Raw genomic sequence first — 17751 nt, 5'->3', positions numbered from 1 at the left:
CAAGCTCCTAGTTGTGGTATTCGCCGCAGTTGACGTCGAGGGTCTGACCGGTGATCGCCGACGACCAGTCGGAGGCGAGAAACACCACGGCACGGGCGATCTCGTCGGGTTCGGGCAACCGCTTCAGATCGGATTTCGACGCGGTCTGCTCGTAGACCTGCTCGACGGTGATGCCGTACTTCTCGGCGACCTGACCGAAATACCACTTCAGCTGATCGGTCCAGATGTAGCCGGGCAGTACGCTGTTGACCCGCACGCCCTTGTCGCCGAGTTCGGTGGCCAGGGTCTGCGACATGGCCAGCAGCGCGGCCTTGGTGAGTTTGTAGCTGCCGTAGCGCGGCTCCGAGTGGCGCACCACCATCGAATTGATCATCACCACAGCGCCTTTGGCCTCGGCGAGCGCGGGCGCGAACGCCTGCGTCATCCGCAAGCCGCCGAGCACCGTCATATCCAGGCTCGACCGGATGTGGTCGAAATCGGTGCGGTCGAGGGGCTTCATCGACGGCACCGAGAACGCGTTGTTCACGAGCGCGTCGACCCGGCCGAAGGTGTCGACCGTGCGCGCCACGAGATTCTGGACCGCCGCATCGTCGGTGATGTCGGTGGGCACGCTCAGCGTGGCGCCCCCCGCGGCCTCGATTTCGGCGGCTACCTCGAGCAGTCGGGATTCGGTGCGCGCCGCGAGCACGACCGTCGCCCCCGCCGCGGCCGCCTCCAGACAGATCGACCGGCCCAGACCCGGTCCCACCCCGGAAACGACGACGACCTTGCCGTCCAACAGTGCCCCGCTCATCCCAGCATCCTTTCGGCGAAAGCCCGCTGCCGGGCCGAGATCCGGTCGCGCCAGCCGGCGGCATCGATCCGGTTGTGTTCGAAATACGGAAGGTGTTGTGCGACTGCGTCGATCGGTACGACCTCGACCGTCGGCCCGTCGGCCTCGGTCATCGGCCGATCGGTGCGCTGCCACCGGAACTGCAGGATTCCGCGCGTGCGGCCGGTGGTCTCGATCCAATTCGCGATGCCCGGATCCTGCTTGCTCACCACCATCCGGATCAGACCGTCCGAATCCACCTGGGCCTGAGTGTGATTGAGGCTGGTCTGGTGGTTGACGTAGTCCAGGGAGATGTACCAGAGACTGCCCAGCTGGAATCCCTGATACGGCGCATCGGATTTCGGGACGGTGATCACCAGCGCCTGATCGTCGGCGAGATCGAAATGCCCCACCGAGGAGTACTGGGTGCTCAGTCCACCGGGCGTCAGCCGGGGCGCGGTGAGGGTGTTCACCGGCAGATCGAGGTAGAACCACTTCGGGAAGTTGAACCAGGTGTGCACGCGGGTGAGCAGCATCTTCGCCGCCGCGCCGTACCGTTTGCGCAGACGGGCCAGATCCGGTTCGACCGGTGCGGTGCCGATGGTGTCGACCCGCTCGATCCGGATCGAGCCCTTGCGCTCGGTCCAGTCGCTGTAGACCTCGCGCACGGCCAGCATGGACGCGCCTTCCCCGAGTGGGAAGTAGTCCGGCCCGGCGTCGGCCTTCGGCGGTCCGAAGCGCAGCGAGAAGCTGCCGTCGGCGGCGATCGGAATGCGCCGGTCGTCGAAGGCGTCGGCGCCACCGGGGACGTCGGTCGCGGTGTAGTCGCCTTTGAGTACCTGGAAACTCAGATCGACGGTGCTGCCGCGCACCCCGCTCACGAGGTACTCGGCGGTCGGTTCGATGGTCGCGTGGTAGTAGAGGGTGTCCGGGTTGTCCAGGCCCATCTTGGCGTACGGGCCGGTCGAGGACACGAAATAGGGATGCGAAGTGCCGTGGGCGCCCGAAAGGCGCAGGCAGGCAGCGACGCTGGCGGCGAGATAGTCGTAGCCCTCGGCGAGGTCCTGATCGCTGCGGACGAATTCCGCCCCGGCGATGAGTGTTTCGGCCTGGGCCACCGCGGCGAGGAACGGCGCGGTGAGTGGTTCCGGTGGCGCGCTGCTACCGGATTCGGTGGCGGTACTGGAGTGGGTCAACGGTCTGTGATTCCTAGCTCTCGGAGGATGTGGGCGGCGATCTCGGCAGGTGAGCCGAGCTCGGGAGTGATGACCAGGTCAGCATGGTCGGGTCGTTCGTAGGGGGAGCCGATTCCGGTGAAGCCGGGCAGTTCGCCCGCACGGGCCTTCGCGTAGAGGCCCTTGGAGTCGCGGCGCTCGCATTCCGCGAGCGGGGTGTCGACGAAGACTTCGTGGAACGGCAGTTCGCGGTCGGAGTGGACGGTCCGTGCGGCGGTGCGCTGTGCGGCGAACGGGCTGATCACCGACACGATCGCCACTGCACCCGAATCGGCGAACAGCGCGGCGACTTCGGCGACCCGGCGGACGTTCTCGTCCCGGTCGGCGGGGGAGAAGCCGAGGCCGGCGTTGAGACCGTGCCGCAGATTGTCACCGTCGAGCAGGTAGGCGGGCCGGCCTGCCGCGACCAACAGTCGCTCGAGCTCGACCGCCAGGGTGGACTTCCCCGACCCGGACAGGCCGGTCAACCACACCGTCGCGCCCGCATGGCCGCGCTCGGCGCGACTGACTGCCGACCGATGCCAGACCACGGCCGGGGCCGAGCGTTCGGTGCCGACGTTCGCGGAATCGGCCCCGGATTCGCGGCCGGTCACCATTCCCGCGGCGACCGTTTGATCGGTCACCGGATCGATCAGGATGAAGCTGCCCGTGCGCCGATTCTCCCGATACGGGTCCGACAGCAGCGGACGACGGCTGCGCAACCGGATGCGCGCGATGTCGTTGAGCGACAACGTGGTGACGTCCTCGACCCGGTGCAGCGTGTTCACATCGAGTCGGTAGTCGATAGCCGTGACTTCGGCGGACGAGGTCTGCGCCGCGGTGCGCACCAAGTACTGGGCACCCTCGCGCAACTGAGCACTCTCGGAGAACCAGCACACCATCGCGTCCAGGTCGGTGCCGATGTGTGGACGGTTACCCGGCCGGGCGAGCAGGTCCCCGCGCCCGACATCGATGTCGTCGTCCAGCGTCAGCGAGACCGCCATGCCGGTGAACGCCTCGTCGACCTTCGTGCCACCCGGGCCCCAGATCTCCTTGACGTGGGAGGACCGCCCGCCGGGCAGCACCACCACTTCGTCGCCGGGCTTGAAGATGCCGCCCGCGATGGTGCCCGCGTAACTGCGGTGGTCGAGTCCTTCCTGCGCCCGGATGACGTACTGGATCGGCAGCCGGGCATCGATGAGGTTGCGGTCCGAGGCGATGTGCACGTCCTCGAGGTGGCGCAGCAACGGCGGTCCCGGATACCAGTCCATGTGCTGCGAGCCGTCGACCACGTTGTCGCCGAGCAGCGCCGACACCGGCACGAAGCTCAGATCGCCCACCGTCAACTTGGCGGCGAACGCGGCGAACTCGGTGCGGATCTCCTCGAAACGCTCCTGCGACCAGTCGACCAGGTCCATCTTGTTCACGCACACCACCAGGTGTGGCACGCCGAGCAGCGTCGCAAGGAACGCGTGTCTGCGGGTCTGTTCGGAAACGCCGGTGCGGGCGTCGACCAGGATCAGCGCGAGGTCCGCGGTGGAGGCGCCGGTCACCATGTTGCGGGTGTACTGCACGTGCCCGGGGGTATCGGCGATGACGAACTTGCGGCGTGGTGTCGTCACGTAGCGATAGGCGACGTCGATGGTGATGCCCTGCTCGCGTTCGGCGCGCAGGCCATCGGTGACCAGCGCGAGATCGGCCGCCGCGCTGCCGCGTTCGGTGCTGACTCGTTCGATGGCGGCGAGTTGATCGTCGAACAGGGACTTGGAGTCGTAGAGCAGCCGGCCGATGAGGGTGGACTTGCCGTCGTCGACGCTGCCCGCGGTCGCCAGTCGTAACAGGTTGCGGCGCATCAGAAATAGCCCTCTCGCTTGCGGTCTTCCATGCCGGTCTCGGAGATCCGGTCGTCGGCACGGGTGGCGCCGCGTTCGGTGAGTCGGGTGGCGGCGGTCTCGGCGATCACCTTCGCCGCGGTGTCGGCGCTGCTCTCGACGCAACCGGTACAGGTGGCGTCGCCGACCGTGCGGAATCGGACGGTCGCCTCGAACGTGCGCTCACCGGCCTTCGGTGTGATGAATCGGCCGGCCGACAACAGCATGCCGTCGCGTTCGATGACCTGACGCCGGTGCGCGTAGTACAGCGACGGCAGCTCGACGGCCTCGCGGTCGATGTACTCCCAGATGTCGAGCTCGGTCCAGTTCGACAGCGGGAACACCCGGATGTGCTCGCCGGGCTGATGGCGGCCGTTGTAAAGGTTCCACACCTCGGGCCGCTGTGCTCGCGGATCCCATTCGCCGAAGCTGTTGCGGAAGCTGAACACTCGCTCCTTGGCGCGCGCCTTCTCCTCGTCACGGCGTGCGCCGCCGAATGCCGCGTCGAATCGGTGCTCACCGATCGCGCGCAGCAACGTGGTGGTCTGCAGCGGGTTGCGGGTGCCGCCGGGGCGTTCCACCGCGCGACCCGTGTCGATGTCGTCCTGGACCCGGGCGATCTCGAGGCGCGCGCCGGTGCGTTCGGCGGTGCGGTCGCGGAACTCGATCACCTCGTCGAAGTTGTGGCCGGTGTCCACGTGCAGCAGCGGAAACGGCAGCGGCGCGGGCCAGAACGCGCGTCGCGCCAGGTGCAGCAGCACGGCGGAATCCTTGCCGCCGGAAAAGAGCAGGGCCGGTCGCGCGAGTGTGGCCGCGACCTCCCGGAAGATGTGCACCGACTCGGCCTCCAAGGCCGCCAGATGCGATAACTCGTACCCCGCCTGCACTGTTCACCCACTTCGTTCGCGCGGTTCGCCGGGGAACTTTCCCCGACGGGTTGCGATGTCGAATATTCGACGCTATTGTTCGGTATTGTGACACCGACGATAAGCCGGGCCGAGCGCGCCGGTCAAGAGGTGACCCCGGATTCGATGGGTGATGCCGAGATTCCTGGCGCCGCGTCGCCGCCGACACAGCGCGTGGTGAAGGTGCTCGAGCTGCTGTCGCGACATGCCACCGACCGTTTGTCGCTGGCTCGGATAGTGCGCGAAGCGGGGCTGTCACGCGCCACCGCGCACGCCGTACTCACCCAGCTCACCGCCGATGGCTGGACCGTGCGCGACGACGACGGCTGCTACGGCATCGGGCTGCGGCTGCTGACCGTCGCCCGGCGTGCCGAAGCGGCGTTTCCGCTGCGTCGCACCGCAGTGCCGCACCTGCGAGACCTGTCCGAGAAGGTGGGTGTACCGGTGTTCCTCGCCGAGCGCGCCGGGGACAGCATCGTGGTCACCGAGGTCGTCGGGCATCCCTCGGCCGGTTGGATCCGTCCGGGCAGGCGCCTGCCGCTCGCGCCTCCCGTCTGCCGCGAGTTCATCGCCTGGGCGCCCGAACCCGTCCAGCAGGCCTGGCTGGCCACCGCCGACCCGACCCACCGCGACCGCCTCGCGCGCGTGCTCGCCGAGATCCGCACCCGCGGCTACTCGGTCGAACGGCTGGTCGACGATTCGACACCGATGCTGGAAGTGCTGGCGGGCCTGCGTGATTCACCGATCACGGCCGCCCTGCGCGCCCAGCTCGGTTCCGTCATCACCGAACTGATCACCATCGATTACCTGCCCGACGAACTCGGCCCCGAGAACGCCGTCGTCACGCTGTCCGCCCCGATCCGCGACCGCGCCGGTGCGGTCGTCGCCGCGGTCGTGAGCTGCCCCGACAGTCGGTTGTCCGCCCTCGCCTTGAGTGAGCTCGGCGCGGCGACGGTGAGCGCCGCCGACCGAATCACCTCCGGCGGGCTGACGGACTGATCCCGCGGTCGGTGTCCAGTGACACCCGAGTAACCCCGAACGGCCGTGAACGCACGATTTCGAGTTCTCGGCGACGGTGGTTCGCCACTACTCTGAGTGGGGATCTGACCGGACGCGACCCGCTCGATGGTCGTGGAGGCAGATGGCGAGGAAGGACGGGCCGTGGCAAACGACAGTGATCGGTGGTGGGAGGCGCCCGGAATGTCAGGCCCCACCCCTGACCCGGCCGCACAACCCCCCGCCGACCCCACCATCCTGCGCTCGCCCGGCAACCCGGCCGAGCAGTCGACCCCCCGACCGCAAGACGGCCCGCAATCCACCGCCACCCCGCAGCCGGGAGTGAATCACCCTGGAAGCGGGCAGCATCCGATAGCGCCCCCCACCGTGTTCGGACAGCAATTCGCACCACCGGGGACGGGCGAACAGCCGTACGGGCAGCAACACGGGACCGGGCAGCAGTGGCAGCAGCCCGGAGTGGGACAGCCGGGGAGCGGTCAGCACCCGTTCGCGCCGCCGACAGTGGTCGGACAACCGTGGACCGGGCAGCAGGCGTATGGGCAGCAACCCGGGGCGGGCCACGATCCGTATGCGGCCCAGCCGGGAAGCGGTCAGCAGGCCTACGGACAGCAACCCGGGGCGGGCCACGATCCGTATGCGGCCCAGCCGGGGAGCGGACAGCAGGCGTATGGGCAGCAACCCGGGGCGGGTCACAACCCGTATGCGGCGCAGTCCGGTGGCGGACAGTCTTATGCGTCTCAGCCCGGAATCGGTCAGCAGCCGTACGGGTCCCAGTTCGGACCGGGTCAGTTCGCCCAGCAGCCGCCGTACGGCCAGCAGCCGTACGGCTATGCGCCACAGCAGTATTCGCCTCCACCGCGGCGCAATGGCGGTTCGGGCGCGATCATCGCGGCGATCGCGGTGGTCGTCGTGCTGGTGATCGGGGTCGCCGTCGCCGTCGGGTTCGCTGCCAGCTCCTCGGACGAGTCCACCACCTCGGCGAGCACGTCCACCACCACGACGAAATCAGGACCACTGTCGGGCACCAGTACCGCACCGCTCGCGCCGGGCTCGAAGGGCGTGCTCATCGCCTCCTATCGCGTCGCCTACGACGTGCCGTCGGCGTGGACCCTCCACTCCGAGAGCGACACCATGTCGTTCTCCAATGCGACGGGCGCGATCGACGGTCGCGGTCAGGCGACCGAGGGCGCCAACTATTGCCCCGGCTCGGTGTATCGCGCCATGGCGGCGGTGACCTCGACCACCGAGACCGATGTGGCGGCCGCGGCGAGGAGTGTCGCGAAAATAGCCGCGGCAGGGGGATATTCGGACCTGACCGGCGGAAAGATCAGCGCGCCGACGTCGTTGAAGACCCAGAGCGGAATCAGCGGCCAATTCGTCGAGACTTCGGGCCCGTGGACCCCGCAGATCCCGGGCTGCACCGCGAATGCCTACTCCGTCTACACCTTCGGCTTTCGCAACGCCGCGAATACAACCCTCGTCCTGACCATCCTCGTCGACCGCGGCACCACCGGCGAACTCACCGCCGAACAGGCCAAGAAGATGATCGACAGCCTGCGCCTGGTCTAGCGGCGTCGGCACCACCCCGGTCGCTGTTCGTAGACTCGACTCATGACGGCAGCCGCATCGAATTCGACCGATCTCCCGGCGAGTCTGGTGGAGATGACCGCTGAGCACGTGCGCGCGCAGGTTCTCAGCTGCGCGTTGGCGCCGGGGGAGCGAGTAGGCGAGGAAGCCCTGTGCGCGCGGCTCGGGATCAGTCGGGCGCCGGTGCGGGAGGCGCTGCGGCGCCTGGCGGAGCAGGGCCTCGTCGAGCATCTGCCGCGGCGTGGGTATCGGGTCGTGGTGTGGTCGGCGCGCGACATCGTCGAGTTGTTCGAGGTGCGGCGAGCGCTGGAACAGCACGCGGTGACCGTCGCCCTGCCGAGTACGGACCTGCGGCTGGGGCGGGTGCGTGCGGCGCTCGCGGAACTGACCGCGGCGGACCGGCGCAAAGACTGGGTCGCCCGCGACGACGCCCACCGCCGCTTCCACGCCGAAATCGTCGCGCTGGCGGGCAATCGGCAACTGGACCTCGTGTACGAGCAGATCCTGGTGAAACTACAGCTCGCGATGGCACGCAATCTCCGTGAGGAAACCGAGGTAGGCGCCCGGCGCGAAGGTGTGCGCCGACATGAGGAACTGCTCGCCGCGCTGGAGACCAACGACCCGCTGCGGGCGGAGACCGCGCTCCGCAGGCACGGCGAGCAAACATACCTGAAACTCGGTATCTGCTAACACATCCGATACAGACCGAGCCTCCCGTCGTCACACTTTCTGTCGACAATCGACAACATGACAGGCTCTACGGTCACGGAAATCCTCGCCCAGCACCAGGGCGGCAACGGCTCCCCGAGCAGAACCGCGGCGCGAGTGGCCGACGCGATCGCCGCGCGCGGCGACGACGGCACCTGGATCACCCCGGTACCCCGTGACGAATTGCTCGCTGCCGCGGCGGCTGTCGAGCGCATGCCCGGCGCACGCACGCTGCCGCTGTACGGTGTTCCCTTCGGGGTGAAGGACAGTATCGACGTCGCCGGCTATCCGACAACGCTGGCCTGCCCCGACTACGCCTACCTCGCCACCCGCACCGCGCCCGCCGTGCAGCGCCTGCTCGACGCGGGCGCGCTGTTCGTCGGCAAGACCAATCTCGACCAGTTCGCCACCGGCCTCAACGGCACCCGAACCCCGTACCCGGTGCCGCGCAGCGTCTTCGGCGGCGATCTGATCTCCGGCGGTTCGAGTTCGGGATCGGCGCTCGCGGTGGCACTCGGCCAGGTGCCGTTCTGTGTGGCCACCGATACCGCGGGTTCGGGCCGCGTGCCCGCCGCACTCAACGGCATCGTCGGCTGGAAGCCGTCGCGCGGCCTGATCAGCACCGTCGGGCTGGTGCCCGCGTGTAAGTCGCTGGACTGCCTCACCCTCATGGCGACCACTGTCGAGGACCTGGACCTGGTCGCCGAGGTGATCATGGCGGTCGATCACGACGATCCGTGGACCCGCGCCAGGGGAGGGCGATTCCCCGGTGGCCCGATCCGGCTCGGTCTACCGGCACCGCAGGAGCTCGAGTTCTTCGGCGACGACGCCATGCGCGCGGCACACCTCGGTGCGCGAGACAGGTTGCCGGGTATGGGGTTCAGCTGCGTCGACACGACACTCGCACCGTTCTTCGCCGCAGGCGCGCTGCTCTACCAAGGTCCGTGGGTCGCGGAACGTCTGGTCGAGTTCGAGGAGTTCCTGACCGATCGGCCCGACTCGATCCTGCCCGTGATCCGGGAAATCCTCGACAGCGGACGCCGATTCAGCGCCGTGGACGTGTTCCGCGCACAGCAGCGGTTGCAGGAACTGCGCGCCGAGGTCGCCCGGATATGGGACGAGGTCGACGCGGTGGTGGTGCCGACCATCGGCACCACTTTCACTGTCCCCGAGGTGCTGGCCGACCCCATCACGACCAACACCGTGCTCGGCCACTACACCCATTTCGGCAATCTCCTCGACCTGACCGCGATCGCGGTTCCGGCCGGCGCCACCCGCGACGGCAGGCCGGTCTCGCTCATGGTGTTCGGCCCGGCACTCGCCGACGACCTCGTTCTCGCCGCCGCCGCACGGCTGCTGGACGAACCGCGCACGACCGCACTGCCCCACCACCTCGGCCCGGTATCCCTCCAGGAGCGACGATGACCGAAATCCCCGCCACCCCGAGCCCGTTCACCTTCGATCCCACCACGACCGCGCTCGTCATCATCGACATGCAGCGAGACTTCCTGCTCCCCGGTGGCTTCGGCGAAAGCCTCGGCAACGACGTGACGCTGTTGCGCACCGTCATCGAACCCCTCTCCGGTGTGCTCGCCTCGGCCAGGGCCGCGGGGATCACGGTGATCCACACCCGAGAGGGCCACCTGCCGGACCTGTCCGATTGCCCACCGTCGAAACTTCGGCGCGGCAACCCCTCGCAGCGCATCGGTGATCCGGGGCGATTCGGGCGCATCCTGATCCGCGGTGAGTACGGCCACGACATCATCGACGAACTGGCGCCGCTCGACGGCGAGACCGTCATCGACAAGCCGGGCAAGGGCGCGTTCTACGCGACCGAACTGGCCTCTGTGCTGCAACAGCATTCGATCACCACCCTGCTCGTCGCCGGGGTAACCACCGAGGTCTGCGTCCACACCACCGTCCGCGAGGCCAACGACCGCGGCTACGAATGCCTCGTGGTCGCGGACTGCGTCGGCTCCTATTTCCCGGAATTCCAGCGCGTCGGACTGGCGATGATCGCGGCTCAGGGCGCGATCTTCGGCTGGGTTGCCGGCGCCGCGGATGTCATCGCCGCACTCGGCACCACTGCCCCCGTCACGGCCTAGCGAACAGGATCCACCATGTCCGTCGACACCTCGAAAACAACAGTCACACCGGAACAACCTGCGCCACCGGCACTTCCGTGGTGGACCAGGGGAGACACGAACGCCTTCTTCGGGCTGGCGTTCAACATTTTGGTCAACGTCCTCACCCTGACCACACTCACCATCGCGGTGGTGAAGATTCCCAGCACCGATGTCCTCGGGACGGTGCTGCCCGCCCTCGGCGTCGCGCTCGTGCTGGGCAACCTGTACTACATGGTGCTGGCGCGGCGCCTGGCCCGCCGCGAAGGACGCGCCGACGTCACCGCACTGCCCTACGGGCCGAGTGTTCCGCACATGTTCATCGTCGTGTTCGTGGTGATGCTGCCGATCTACCTGGCCACCGGAGATCCCTTGCAGGCGTGGGCGGCCGGGCTGGCCTGGGCGTTCATGATCGGCGTGATCGTGATGATCGGCGCCTTCGTCGGCCCCTACATCCGCAAGGTCACTCCGCGTGCCGCGATGCTCGGCACCCTGGCCGGCATCTCGATCACCTTCATCGCCATGCGCCCCGCCGCGCAGATGTGGGAGGTGGCTTGGATCGGACTGCCGGTGCTGGCCATCATCCTGATCGGTTTCTTCACCGACATCAAGCTGCCGGGCAATATCCCGGTCGGACTGGTCGCGCTGCTGGCCGGCACGGCGATCGGCTGGATCGGCGGGTACATGTCGGCACCCGATGTCGCCCAGGCCGCGCACGACATCGCCCTCGGGCTGCCCGACCTGCGCCTGGACCTGCTCTTCGACGGACTCGGCAACCTCGCTCCGCTGCTGGCCACCGCCATCCCGCTGGGCATCTACAACTTCACCGAAGCCATGAGCAATGTGGAAAGCGCCGCCGCCGCGGGCGACAACTACAACCTGCGCAGCGTGCTGCTGGCCGACGGTTTCGGTGCGGTGATCGGCGCGGGCTTCGGCTCCCCCTTCCCACCCGCCGTCTACATCGGTCACCCGGGATGGAAGGACGCGGGCGGGCGCACCGGCTATTCCCTCGCCAGCGGCCTGACCATCGGCATCATGTGCCTGCTGGGGCTTTTCGGCATCCTCGCGACCCTGCTGCCCATCCCGGCGATCGTCCCGATCCTGCTCTACATCGGCCTGCTGATCGGCGCGCAAGCATTCCAGGCGGTGCCGCGGATCCACGCGGTGGCGGTCGTGGCCGCGCTGCTGCCCAACCTGGCGGAGTGGGCCGTCACCCAGATCGACAACGCGCTGTCCGCGGCGGGGACGTCGGCGGCGAAGGTCGGCTCGGACGCGCTCGGTCAAGCGGGCGTGGTCTATGACGGGCTGAAGGTGTTCGGGTCCGGTGCGGTACTGGCCGGTCTCGTGCTCGGCGCTATCGTCACGTTCATCCTCGACAAACGTTTCCGTGCGGCGGGAGTGGCGGCAGTTATCGGCGCCGGATTGAGCTGGATCGGACTGATTCACGCACACGCGGTCGAATGGGCCGCCGCGCCCGGCGTGGCACTCGGTTACGTGTTCTTCGCGCTCGTCTGCCTGGCGTACTCGCTGTTGCCGGCGACAGAGCCCGCTGCCGAGGAGACCACCGGGTAAGTCGCTCGGCGCGACTCACCAGAGTTCAGGAGTTCTTCGGCACTGTCGTGAGGAAATCGCGGAAGTCGATGGCCGGGTGGCCCGTCAGGTGTGGGACCGCGTCGGTGACCTGCGCGAGGTCGCCCTGGGCGATCGCGGTGTAGGTGCTGACCCAGCCGTCGACCTCCCATCGCGGCGCGTTGTACTTCGCGCGGGAGGCGTAGGCCTCGTCGACGGTCTGCTCGACGTAGCGGAACGGTCGGCCGAGGACTTCGGTCATGTCGGCGGTGGCGGTGGTCAGGCTGAAAGCTCGCGGGCCGGTGAGGTCGAAGGTCGTGCCGTCGTGCGCGTCCGAACCGAGCACCGCCACAGCGCAATCCGCCACATCGGCGCGGGTGACCGCAGCGACTTCGCCGTCTCCGGCCGGACCTTCGATCACCCCGTCCCCGTCGGCGAAATGCGGGATTATGTCCTGGTACTGGTTGTCGCGCAGGAAGGTGAACGCGAGGCCGGAGGCGCGGATGGCCTGTTCGGTGTACCAGTGGTCACGGCCGAACGTGAACGTGGCATCGGGCGCGGCCCCGACGAACGACAGATACACGATCCGTTGCACGCCCACGTCTTTCGCGGCGTTCACCACCGCCGTCTGCTGAGCCGCGCGGTCGGCGCTCTCGGTGGCCGAGACGAAGAAGAAGGTCTGCACGCCGTCGAGCGCGGCCGCCACGGTGGCCGGATCGCCGAAGTCGATGGTGGCCGTGGTGGCGCCGTCGATCGGCGCGATGTGCTCGACGTGGCGTCCCAGCAGTCGCAGGCGAGCGCCCGAGGGGGCGAGCAGACGGGCAACGCGGCCGCCGATTTGTCCGCTGGCCCCTGAAATCGCAATCGTCTCCGGCATCGGTCCAGGCTAGGGGCCCCTCGCGGCACGGTGGGCCGACACGCCCATCGGGTGCGACGACGCGCCCGTCGATGCGCGAATCGCGCCGAGAGATGGTGGAATCGGCGCGTGCGCGTATCGAGTGCAATAGCCGCGTGTGTCGCCGTCGCGGCACTGATTCTGCCCGCAAACCCGGCCGCGGGCGCGGCCGGGGACACGGCCTGTGGGTCCACCCTGTCCCAAAACGACATCGACGAGATCGCGCGGTTGTCGGACACGTCGGCGATCTCCGGCGCCGACAGCCTGGGCCGGCTCGAGGACGCGGTGGCCCGCCATCATCGGATCACCGAGATCCTCGTCGAGCATCGCGACCTCCGCGGGCTGTTCGCGATCGGGCTCGACGGCGTCGAATACGCCGCGGTGATGCCGATGCAGCGCGACCCGGCCGCGTTCGCGAACCGCGAGTACGCGCACGCGATCAGCTCGGAACTGCTGCGCCGATTTCTCGACAATCTGCATGCCGAATTCACCGGTGGCATCGCGGAACCACACTGGGCACACTATTTCGCACTCGCCCGCGACTGCGGGGCGTCGCGCGCCCGTACCGCTATGGCCGGCTACAACGCACACCTCACCGTCGACCTGACCTACTCGGTGGCAGCCGTGGGCAGCAGGCCGGAGAACGCGCCGGACTACTTCAAGATCGTGGCCGGCATCGCCTCGGTCGGCGACGTGATCATCGACCGCACCAAAGCGGCCTACGGCGCCGACCTCGGCCCGCTGTGGCGGTTCTATTTCGTCGGTGAGGGATTGGACCAGCTGTTCGGCGCGGGCGTCGCCACCGAACAGATGCTCATCGCCGCGGACCTCGGCGCGAACACGGTGATCTTCACCAACGGCCTCGCCCTGCAAGACCCCGCTCTCGCGCCCGCCATCCGCACCGAGATCACCGCGTTGTGGCAGGCCGCCGATCTGGCTTTCGAAGCACTGGCCCGGATCAACGCACTCTGAACAAGTCTCCGAAGCCAATTCGAGACGGCCCCGGCTTCGCGGTGGGTGACCGCGAGGCCGGGGCCGGGTTCGTTCTGATCAGCCCGCGGTCTTCTCCGAGCTGCGGATCTCGACGATCGGCAGGACCAGGGCGGCAGGTGCGCCCGCGGGCACGACCGGCTGGTTGGGGCGGACCGGGGCGATCTTGGTGTAGCCGGCGTCCTGTTCGGGGCGGGTGTCGAGTTCGCCCTTGTTCGGCCAGTAGGCGGCCGCGCGCTCGGCCTGCGCGGTGATGGTGAGCGACGGGTTCACGCCGAGGTTGGCCGACACGGCGGCTCCGTCGACGACGCTGAGCGTCGGGTAGCCGTACACGCGGTGGTAGGCGTCGATCACGCCGTGCTCACGGTCGGCGCCGATCGCCGCGCCGCCGAGGAAGTGCGCGGTCATCGGCACATTGAACACATCACCCCAGGTACCACCGGCGACGCCGCCGATCTTCTCCGCGACCCGGCGGGTCACATCGTTGCCCGCCGGGATCCAGGTCGGGTTCGGTTGTCCGTGGCCCTGTTTGGAGGTCAGCTTGCGGCCACCGAACAGTCCGCGCTTGGTGTAGGTGGTGATCGAGTTGTCCAGGTGCTGCATGACGAGGGAGATGATCGTGCGCTCGCTCCAGTTCTTCACACTCATGAAGCGCAGGAAGATCAGGGGGTTGGACAGCACGAGGCCCAGGAACCGCAGCCACCGCGGCACCCGCCCGCCGCCGTCGACCATGAGCGTTTGCAGCATGCCCATCGAGTTCGAGCCCTTGCCGTAGCGCACCGGCTCGACGTGGGTGTCGGGGGTGGGGTGGATCGACGAGGTGATCGCGACGCCCTTGGTGAAGTCCTGGTCGGGCCCGAGCGTCTTGGTCGCGGCACCGACGATCGACTCGGAGTTCGTGCGGGTGAGCAGGCCGAGCTTGTCCGAGAGGTTCGGCAGCGCACCTTCGTCGCGCATCGCGTGCAGCAACTTCTGCGTGCCGAGCGTGCCCGCCGCGAGCACGACATGCTTGGCGGTCACGGTCTTGGGCGCCTTGCGCACCCAGGCGCCGGTGCGCTCGGTGGCCACATCCCAGGTGCCGTCGGGCAGCGGTCGCAGCGACGACACCGTGGTCATCGGAATGACCTGTGCGCCGGCCTGTTCCGCGAGATAGAGGTAGTTCTTCACCAGGGTGTTCTTGGCGCCGAACTTACAGCCGACCATGCAGTCGCCGCATTCCACGCAGCCGGTGCGCTCGGGGCCGGCACCACCGAAGTAGGGGTCGGCCTCGGTCTTGCCGGGCGTACCGAAGAACACCCCGACGGGTGTCTGCACGAACGTCTCGCCCACGCCCATGTCCTCGGCGACGGCCTTGAAGATCTCGTCGGCGGGAGTCATGTGGGGATTCGTCACCACACCGAGCATTTTCTTCGCTTGCTCGTAATAGGGAGTGAGCTCGCTGCGCCAGTCGGTGATCTCGCGCCACTGCGGATCCTGGAAGAACGGCTCCGGCGGCACGTAGAGAGTGTTGGCGTAGTTCAGCGAGCCACCGCCGACGCCGGCGCCGCCCAGGATCAGGACGTCGCGCAGCGGGTGGATGCGCTGGATGCCGTAGCAGCCGAGCTTCGGCGCCCACACGAATTTGCGCAGGTCCCAGCTGGTCTTGGGCAGTTCGTCATCGGCGAAGCGGCGACCGGCTTCGATGACGCCGACCTTGTAGCCCTTCTCCACCAGCCGCAGTGCGGTGACACTGCCACCGAAGCCGGACCCGACGATCAGAACGTCGAAATCGGTGGTGCGCTCGGGCATGGGGGAGCTCCTCGATCGGTGTCGACAGTGACGCGGGTAACGCTAATGGCGACAGCCAGAGCTGTCAACGTTGGCTCCGAGCCCACCTATGCTGGTCGGGTGGCCCGATACACCCGAGCGGAACTCGCCGACGTCAGCGGCGTGGCGTCGCGCACCATCCGCTACTACCACTCGCTCGGCGTGCTGCCGAAACCCGGCCGAGCGGGCAAGGAAGTCGTCTACACCGACGAGCACTTGGACCGGCTGCGCGACATCGTCGCCATGCAGGCACGCGGGCTGCGGCTGGACGCCATCCGTGAGGTATTCGACACCGAACCGCAGGCAGGTGACTGGCGCACGCTGTTCGATCCGCGCGCGGGACAGTCGATCGAACGCTCGTCCTACCTCGACGATGCCGAACTCGCCGCGATGCTGGGGGAGCGTGGCACCGATGTGCTCACCGAACTCGCCGCGGCGGGGTACCTGGAACGACGCGGCCACCGATGGTTCGTCGCGGACCGCACGATGCTCAAGGCCGCACTGGTCCTCTACGACGTGGGTATCGATGTCACGCTCAGCGGGGTCTTGCGGACGCTGATCCAGTCGCGCATCGCCGATCTCGCCGACGAGGTGGTCGGCACGGTGCGCGACGCCTCGGGCACCGGGTACGGCGGTGAAGGGGTGGGCGTGGACCTGAGCCGCTTCCGCGACCGATTGCTGGCGACGGCCTGGGCGGTCGGCGGCGCGACCTTGGCCGCCGAGATCGAACGCGCCGCCGCCGAGGACGACACGGCCGGACGCCGGGATCCGGCCCGCGCCGTGAGTGGGCGATGATCGGACGATGAGCTCCGACCAGCCGGGTCCGCGCGCACTGGCCCGCGCGCAGACGATCGCCGACATCAAACGCATCGGCCGCGAGCATCTGGCCACGCAGGGTGCGGCGGCGTTGTCGTTGCGCGCGGTTGCCCGCGATCTGGGCGTGGTGTCGTCGGCGGTGTACCGGTATGTCCGCAGCCGCGAAGAACTGCTGACCATGCTGGTGGTCGACGGCTACAACGCACTCGGCGACGCGGTGGACGCGGCCCTGCTCGACGCACCCGACGACCCCGCGACCCGATTCCGGGTCGTCGCGCGAGCGGTACGGGAGTGGGCGTTGGCCGAACCCGCCTGGTACGGCCTGCTCTTCGGTACCCCCGTCCCCGGCTATGCCGCACCGGCGGCCGACACGGAAGCGCCGGGCGTGCGCGTGATCGAGATTCTGCTGGGCATCGTCGACGGTGCCTACCGACTGGGTCAGCTCAACGGCCCCGTGCTCGAGCCCGCGATCTCTCCGCGGACGGCTGCCGATTTCGCGACGATCCGCGAGCAGTTCGGCCTCGCCGCCCCCGATCGGGTGATCGCGTCCGCCCTCACCGCGTGGACCACGCTCTTCGGTGCCGTGAACTTCGACGTGTTCGACATGTACGGGCGCGACACCTTCGCTGATCGGGCGGAGATCTTCGACCTGAACATCGACCAGCTTCTGCTTCTGCTGGGCTTCGTCGTGCCGCGCCCGGATCATGTGGACCGGTCGGTACGGTAGCGAATTGAAGAGTTCCCGCGGTATGTGGGGAGAGGGAATGTGTGAACGGCGACATCGGCGTCGCCAACGAAGGAGAGTGCCCGAGTGAATTCTCGCGAGGAGATCTTGCGCCGAGTCCGTGACGGGCTGCTCGACCTGCCCGAGGACGAGCGCCGGGTACCCATGCGTCGATCCGCGGGCAGGCACGCGATCGTGGATCCGACCGAGCGGGCCGAGGTGCTCGAGCGGTTCGTCGACCGATTGCGCGAGTACGGATCGCTGGTGCGCACCGTCGATGTAGCGGGCCTGCCCGCCGCGGTCGCCGACGTCCTCTACGGCATGAGCGTGCAGACAGTGCTCGCCGCGGTCGAGCCGGGCCCGGCGTGGCTGGATCACTGGGCCGGCGCGCCGGGTCATCAGGTCGTGCACAGCGGTTCGGATTCGGTCGAGTCCGGTGACGCGGTGGTTCGCGATGCGGTGGCAGGCGACGCCTCGACCGGTTCGCTGGCACTCGATGTCGATGGTGGACCCGCTGTCTCGGAGTCCGTGCCCCAGGTCTGCGTCGTGCGCGCCGATCGCGTCTTCGTATCCCTGCCCGAAGCGCTGGACCATCTCGATCAACGTCGCCCACTGATCTGGCTCGGTGGTCCCGGTGATGTCGAGCTGGCTCGTCAATTGGTGGTGCTGCTCGTCGAGTAGGCGGGGAGAAAACGTTATCGCGCCAGGGTTGTGT

At 68.2% G+C, this 17751-nt stretch carries 16 protein-coding genes; 10 read left to right on the top strand and 6 right to left on the bottom strand.

Translation table 11 applies throughout. The features are described from left to right. Positions 1-7: 7 nt before the first annotated feature. The 4 genes from ACWDXS_RS06050 to cysD are packed head-to-tail and all read right to left on the bottom strand — an operon-like array spanning position 8 to position 4783. On the bottom strand, positions 8-793 hold the full coding sequence (locus ACWDXS_RS06050) for an SDR family oxidoreductase (RefSeq protein WP_387445090.1): 786 nt from the start codon (positions 791-793) through the stop codon (positions 8-10). Continuing rightward, entirely contained in the window at positions 790-2007 is a 1218-nt protein-coding gene (locus ACWDXS_RS06045) for a hypothetical protein (RefSeq protein WP_378994972.1), read from the bottom strand. The genes ACWDXS_RS06050 and ACWDXS_RS06045 overlap by 4 nt, the downstream gene beginning before the upstream one ends. After that, complete coding sequence (cysC, locus tag ACWDXS_RS06040; protein ID WP_449962564.1) at positions 2004-3878, bottom strand: adenylyl-sulfate kinase; 1875 nt, start codon at positions 3876-3878, stop codon at positions 2004-2006. The genes ACWDXS_RS06045 and cysC overlap by 4 nt, the downstream gene beginning before the upstream one ends. Next, entirely contained in the window at positions 3878-4783 is a 906-nt protein-coding gene (cysD, locus tag ACWDXS_RS06035) for a sulfate adenylyltransferase subunit CysD (RefSeq protein WP_378629403.1), read from the bottom strand. Before cysD ends, cysC begins: the two co-directional genes overlap by 1 nt. A gap of 87 nt (positions 4784-4870) precedes the next feature. Between cysD and ACWDXS_RS06030 the strand changes: the two genes are divergently transcribed. The 6 genes from ACWDXS_RS06030 to ACWDXS_RS06005 all read left to right on the top strand — a co-directional run bounded on the left by ACWDXS_RS06030 (position 4871) and on the right by ACWDXS_RS06005 (position 11808). Next, the gene (locus ACWDXS_RS06030) at positions 4871-5800 is read left to right on the top strand and encodes an IclR family transcriptional regulator (RefSeq protein ID WP_378994978.1); all 930 of its coding nucleotides are present in this window, start codon (positions 4871-4873) and stop codon (positions 5798-5800) included. Positions 5801-5962: 162 nt separating this feature from the next. Continuing rightward, positions 5963-7387 carry a hypothetical protein gene (locus ACWDXS_RS06025; RefSeq protein WP_449962559.1) on the top strand — a complete coding sequence of 475 codons (1425 nt, stop codon included), beginning with the start codon at positions 5963-5965 and terminating at the stop codon, positions 7385-7387. Positions 7388-7429: 42 nt separating this feature from the next. Continuing rightward, positions 7430-8095: a GntR family transcriptional regulator gene (locus tag ACWDXS_RS06020; protein ID WP_449962556.1), complete on the top strand. Its 666-nt coding sequence runs from the start codon at positions 7430-7432 to the stop codon at positions 8093-8095. Positions 8096-8152: 57 nt separating this feature from the next. Then, a complete protein-coding gene (locus ACWDXS_RS06015; RefSeq protein ID WP_449962553.1) occupies positions 8153-9538 on the top strand; it encodes an allophanate hydrolase in 1386 nt (461 codons plus the stop codon). Continuing rightward, positions 9535-10218 carry a cysteine hydrolase family protein gene (locus ACWDXS_RS06010; protein ID WP_449962550.1) on the top strand — a complete coding sequence of 228 codons (684 nt, stop codon included), beginning with the start codon at positions 9535-9537 and terminating at the stop codon, positions 10216-10218. Before ACWDXS_RS06015 ends, ACWDXS_RS06010 begins: the two co-directional genes overlap by 4 nt. Positions 10219-10233: 15 nt before the next feature. Next, positions 10234-11808 carry a regulator gene (locus ACWDXS_RS06005; RefSeq protein WP_378994988.1) on the top strand — a complete coding sequence of 525 codons (1575 nt, stop codon included), beginning with the start codon at positions 10234-10236 and terminating at the stop codon, positions 11806-11808. Positions 11809-11833: 25 nt separating this feature from the next. Here the strand turns inward: ACWDXS_RS06005 and ACWDXS_RS06000 are convergent, their stop codons facing one another. After that, entirely contained in the window at positions 11834-12682 is an 849-nt protein-coding gene (locus ACWDXS_RS06000; protein WP_449962546.1) for an SDR family oxidoreductase, read from the bottom strand. 108 nt (positions 12683-12790) lie between these two features. On the opposite strand from ACWDXS_RS06000, the gene ACWDXS_RS05995 reads away from it, so the two are divergent. Further along, entirely contained in the window at positions 12791-13672 is an 882-nt protein-coding gene (locus ACWDXS_RS05995; protein WP_387445081.1) for a DUF5995 family protein, read from the top strand. Between the two features lie 78 nt (positions 13673-13750). Here the strand turns inward: ACWDXS_RS05995 and ACWDXS_RS05990 are convergent, their stop codons facing one another. Further along, on the bottom strand, positions 13751-15478 hold the full coding sequence (locus tag ACWDXS_RS05990; protein ID WP_378991642.1) for a GMC oxidoreductase: 1728 nt from the start codon (positions 15476-15478) through the stop codon (positions 13751-13753). A gap of 99 nt (positions 15479-15577) precedes the next feature. Between ACWDXS_RS05990 and ACWDXS_RS05985 the strand changes: the two genes are divergently transcribed. From ACWDXS_RS05985 to ACWDXS_RS05975, 3 genes are all read left to right on the top strand, one after another. Further along, entirely contained in the window at positions 15578-16291 is a 714-nt protein-coding gene (locus ACWDXS_RS05985; protein WP_378991643.1) for a MerR family transcriptional regulator, read from the top strand. 7 nt (positions 16292-16298) lie between these two features. Continuing rightward, positions 16299-17039, top strand: coding sequence for a TetR/AcrR family transcriptional regulator (locus ACWDXS_RS05980; protein WP_449962541.1), 741 nt, complete (start codon positions 16299-16301; stop codon positions 17037-17039). 84 nt (positions 17040-17123) lie between these two features. Then, positions 17124-17717, top strand: coding sequence for a hypothetical protein (locus ACWDXS_RS05975; RefSeq protein WP_378991646.1), 594 nt, complete (start codon positions 17124-17126; stop codon positions 17715-17717). Positions 17718-17751: the final 34 nt, after the last annotated feature.

This window comes from Nocardia sp. NPDC003183, assembly GCF_053590715.1.
The sequence above is the reverse complement of the archived record's forward strand: the minus strand, read 5'-3'. Positions and strand labels throughout refer to the sequence as shown.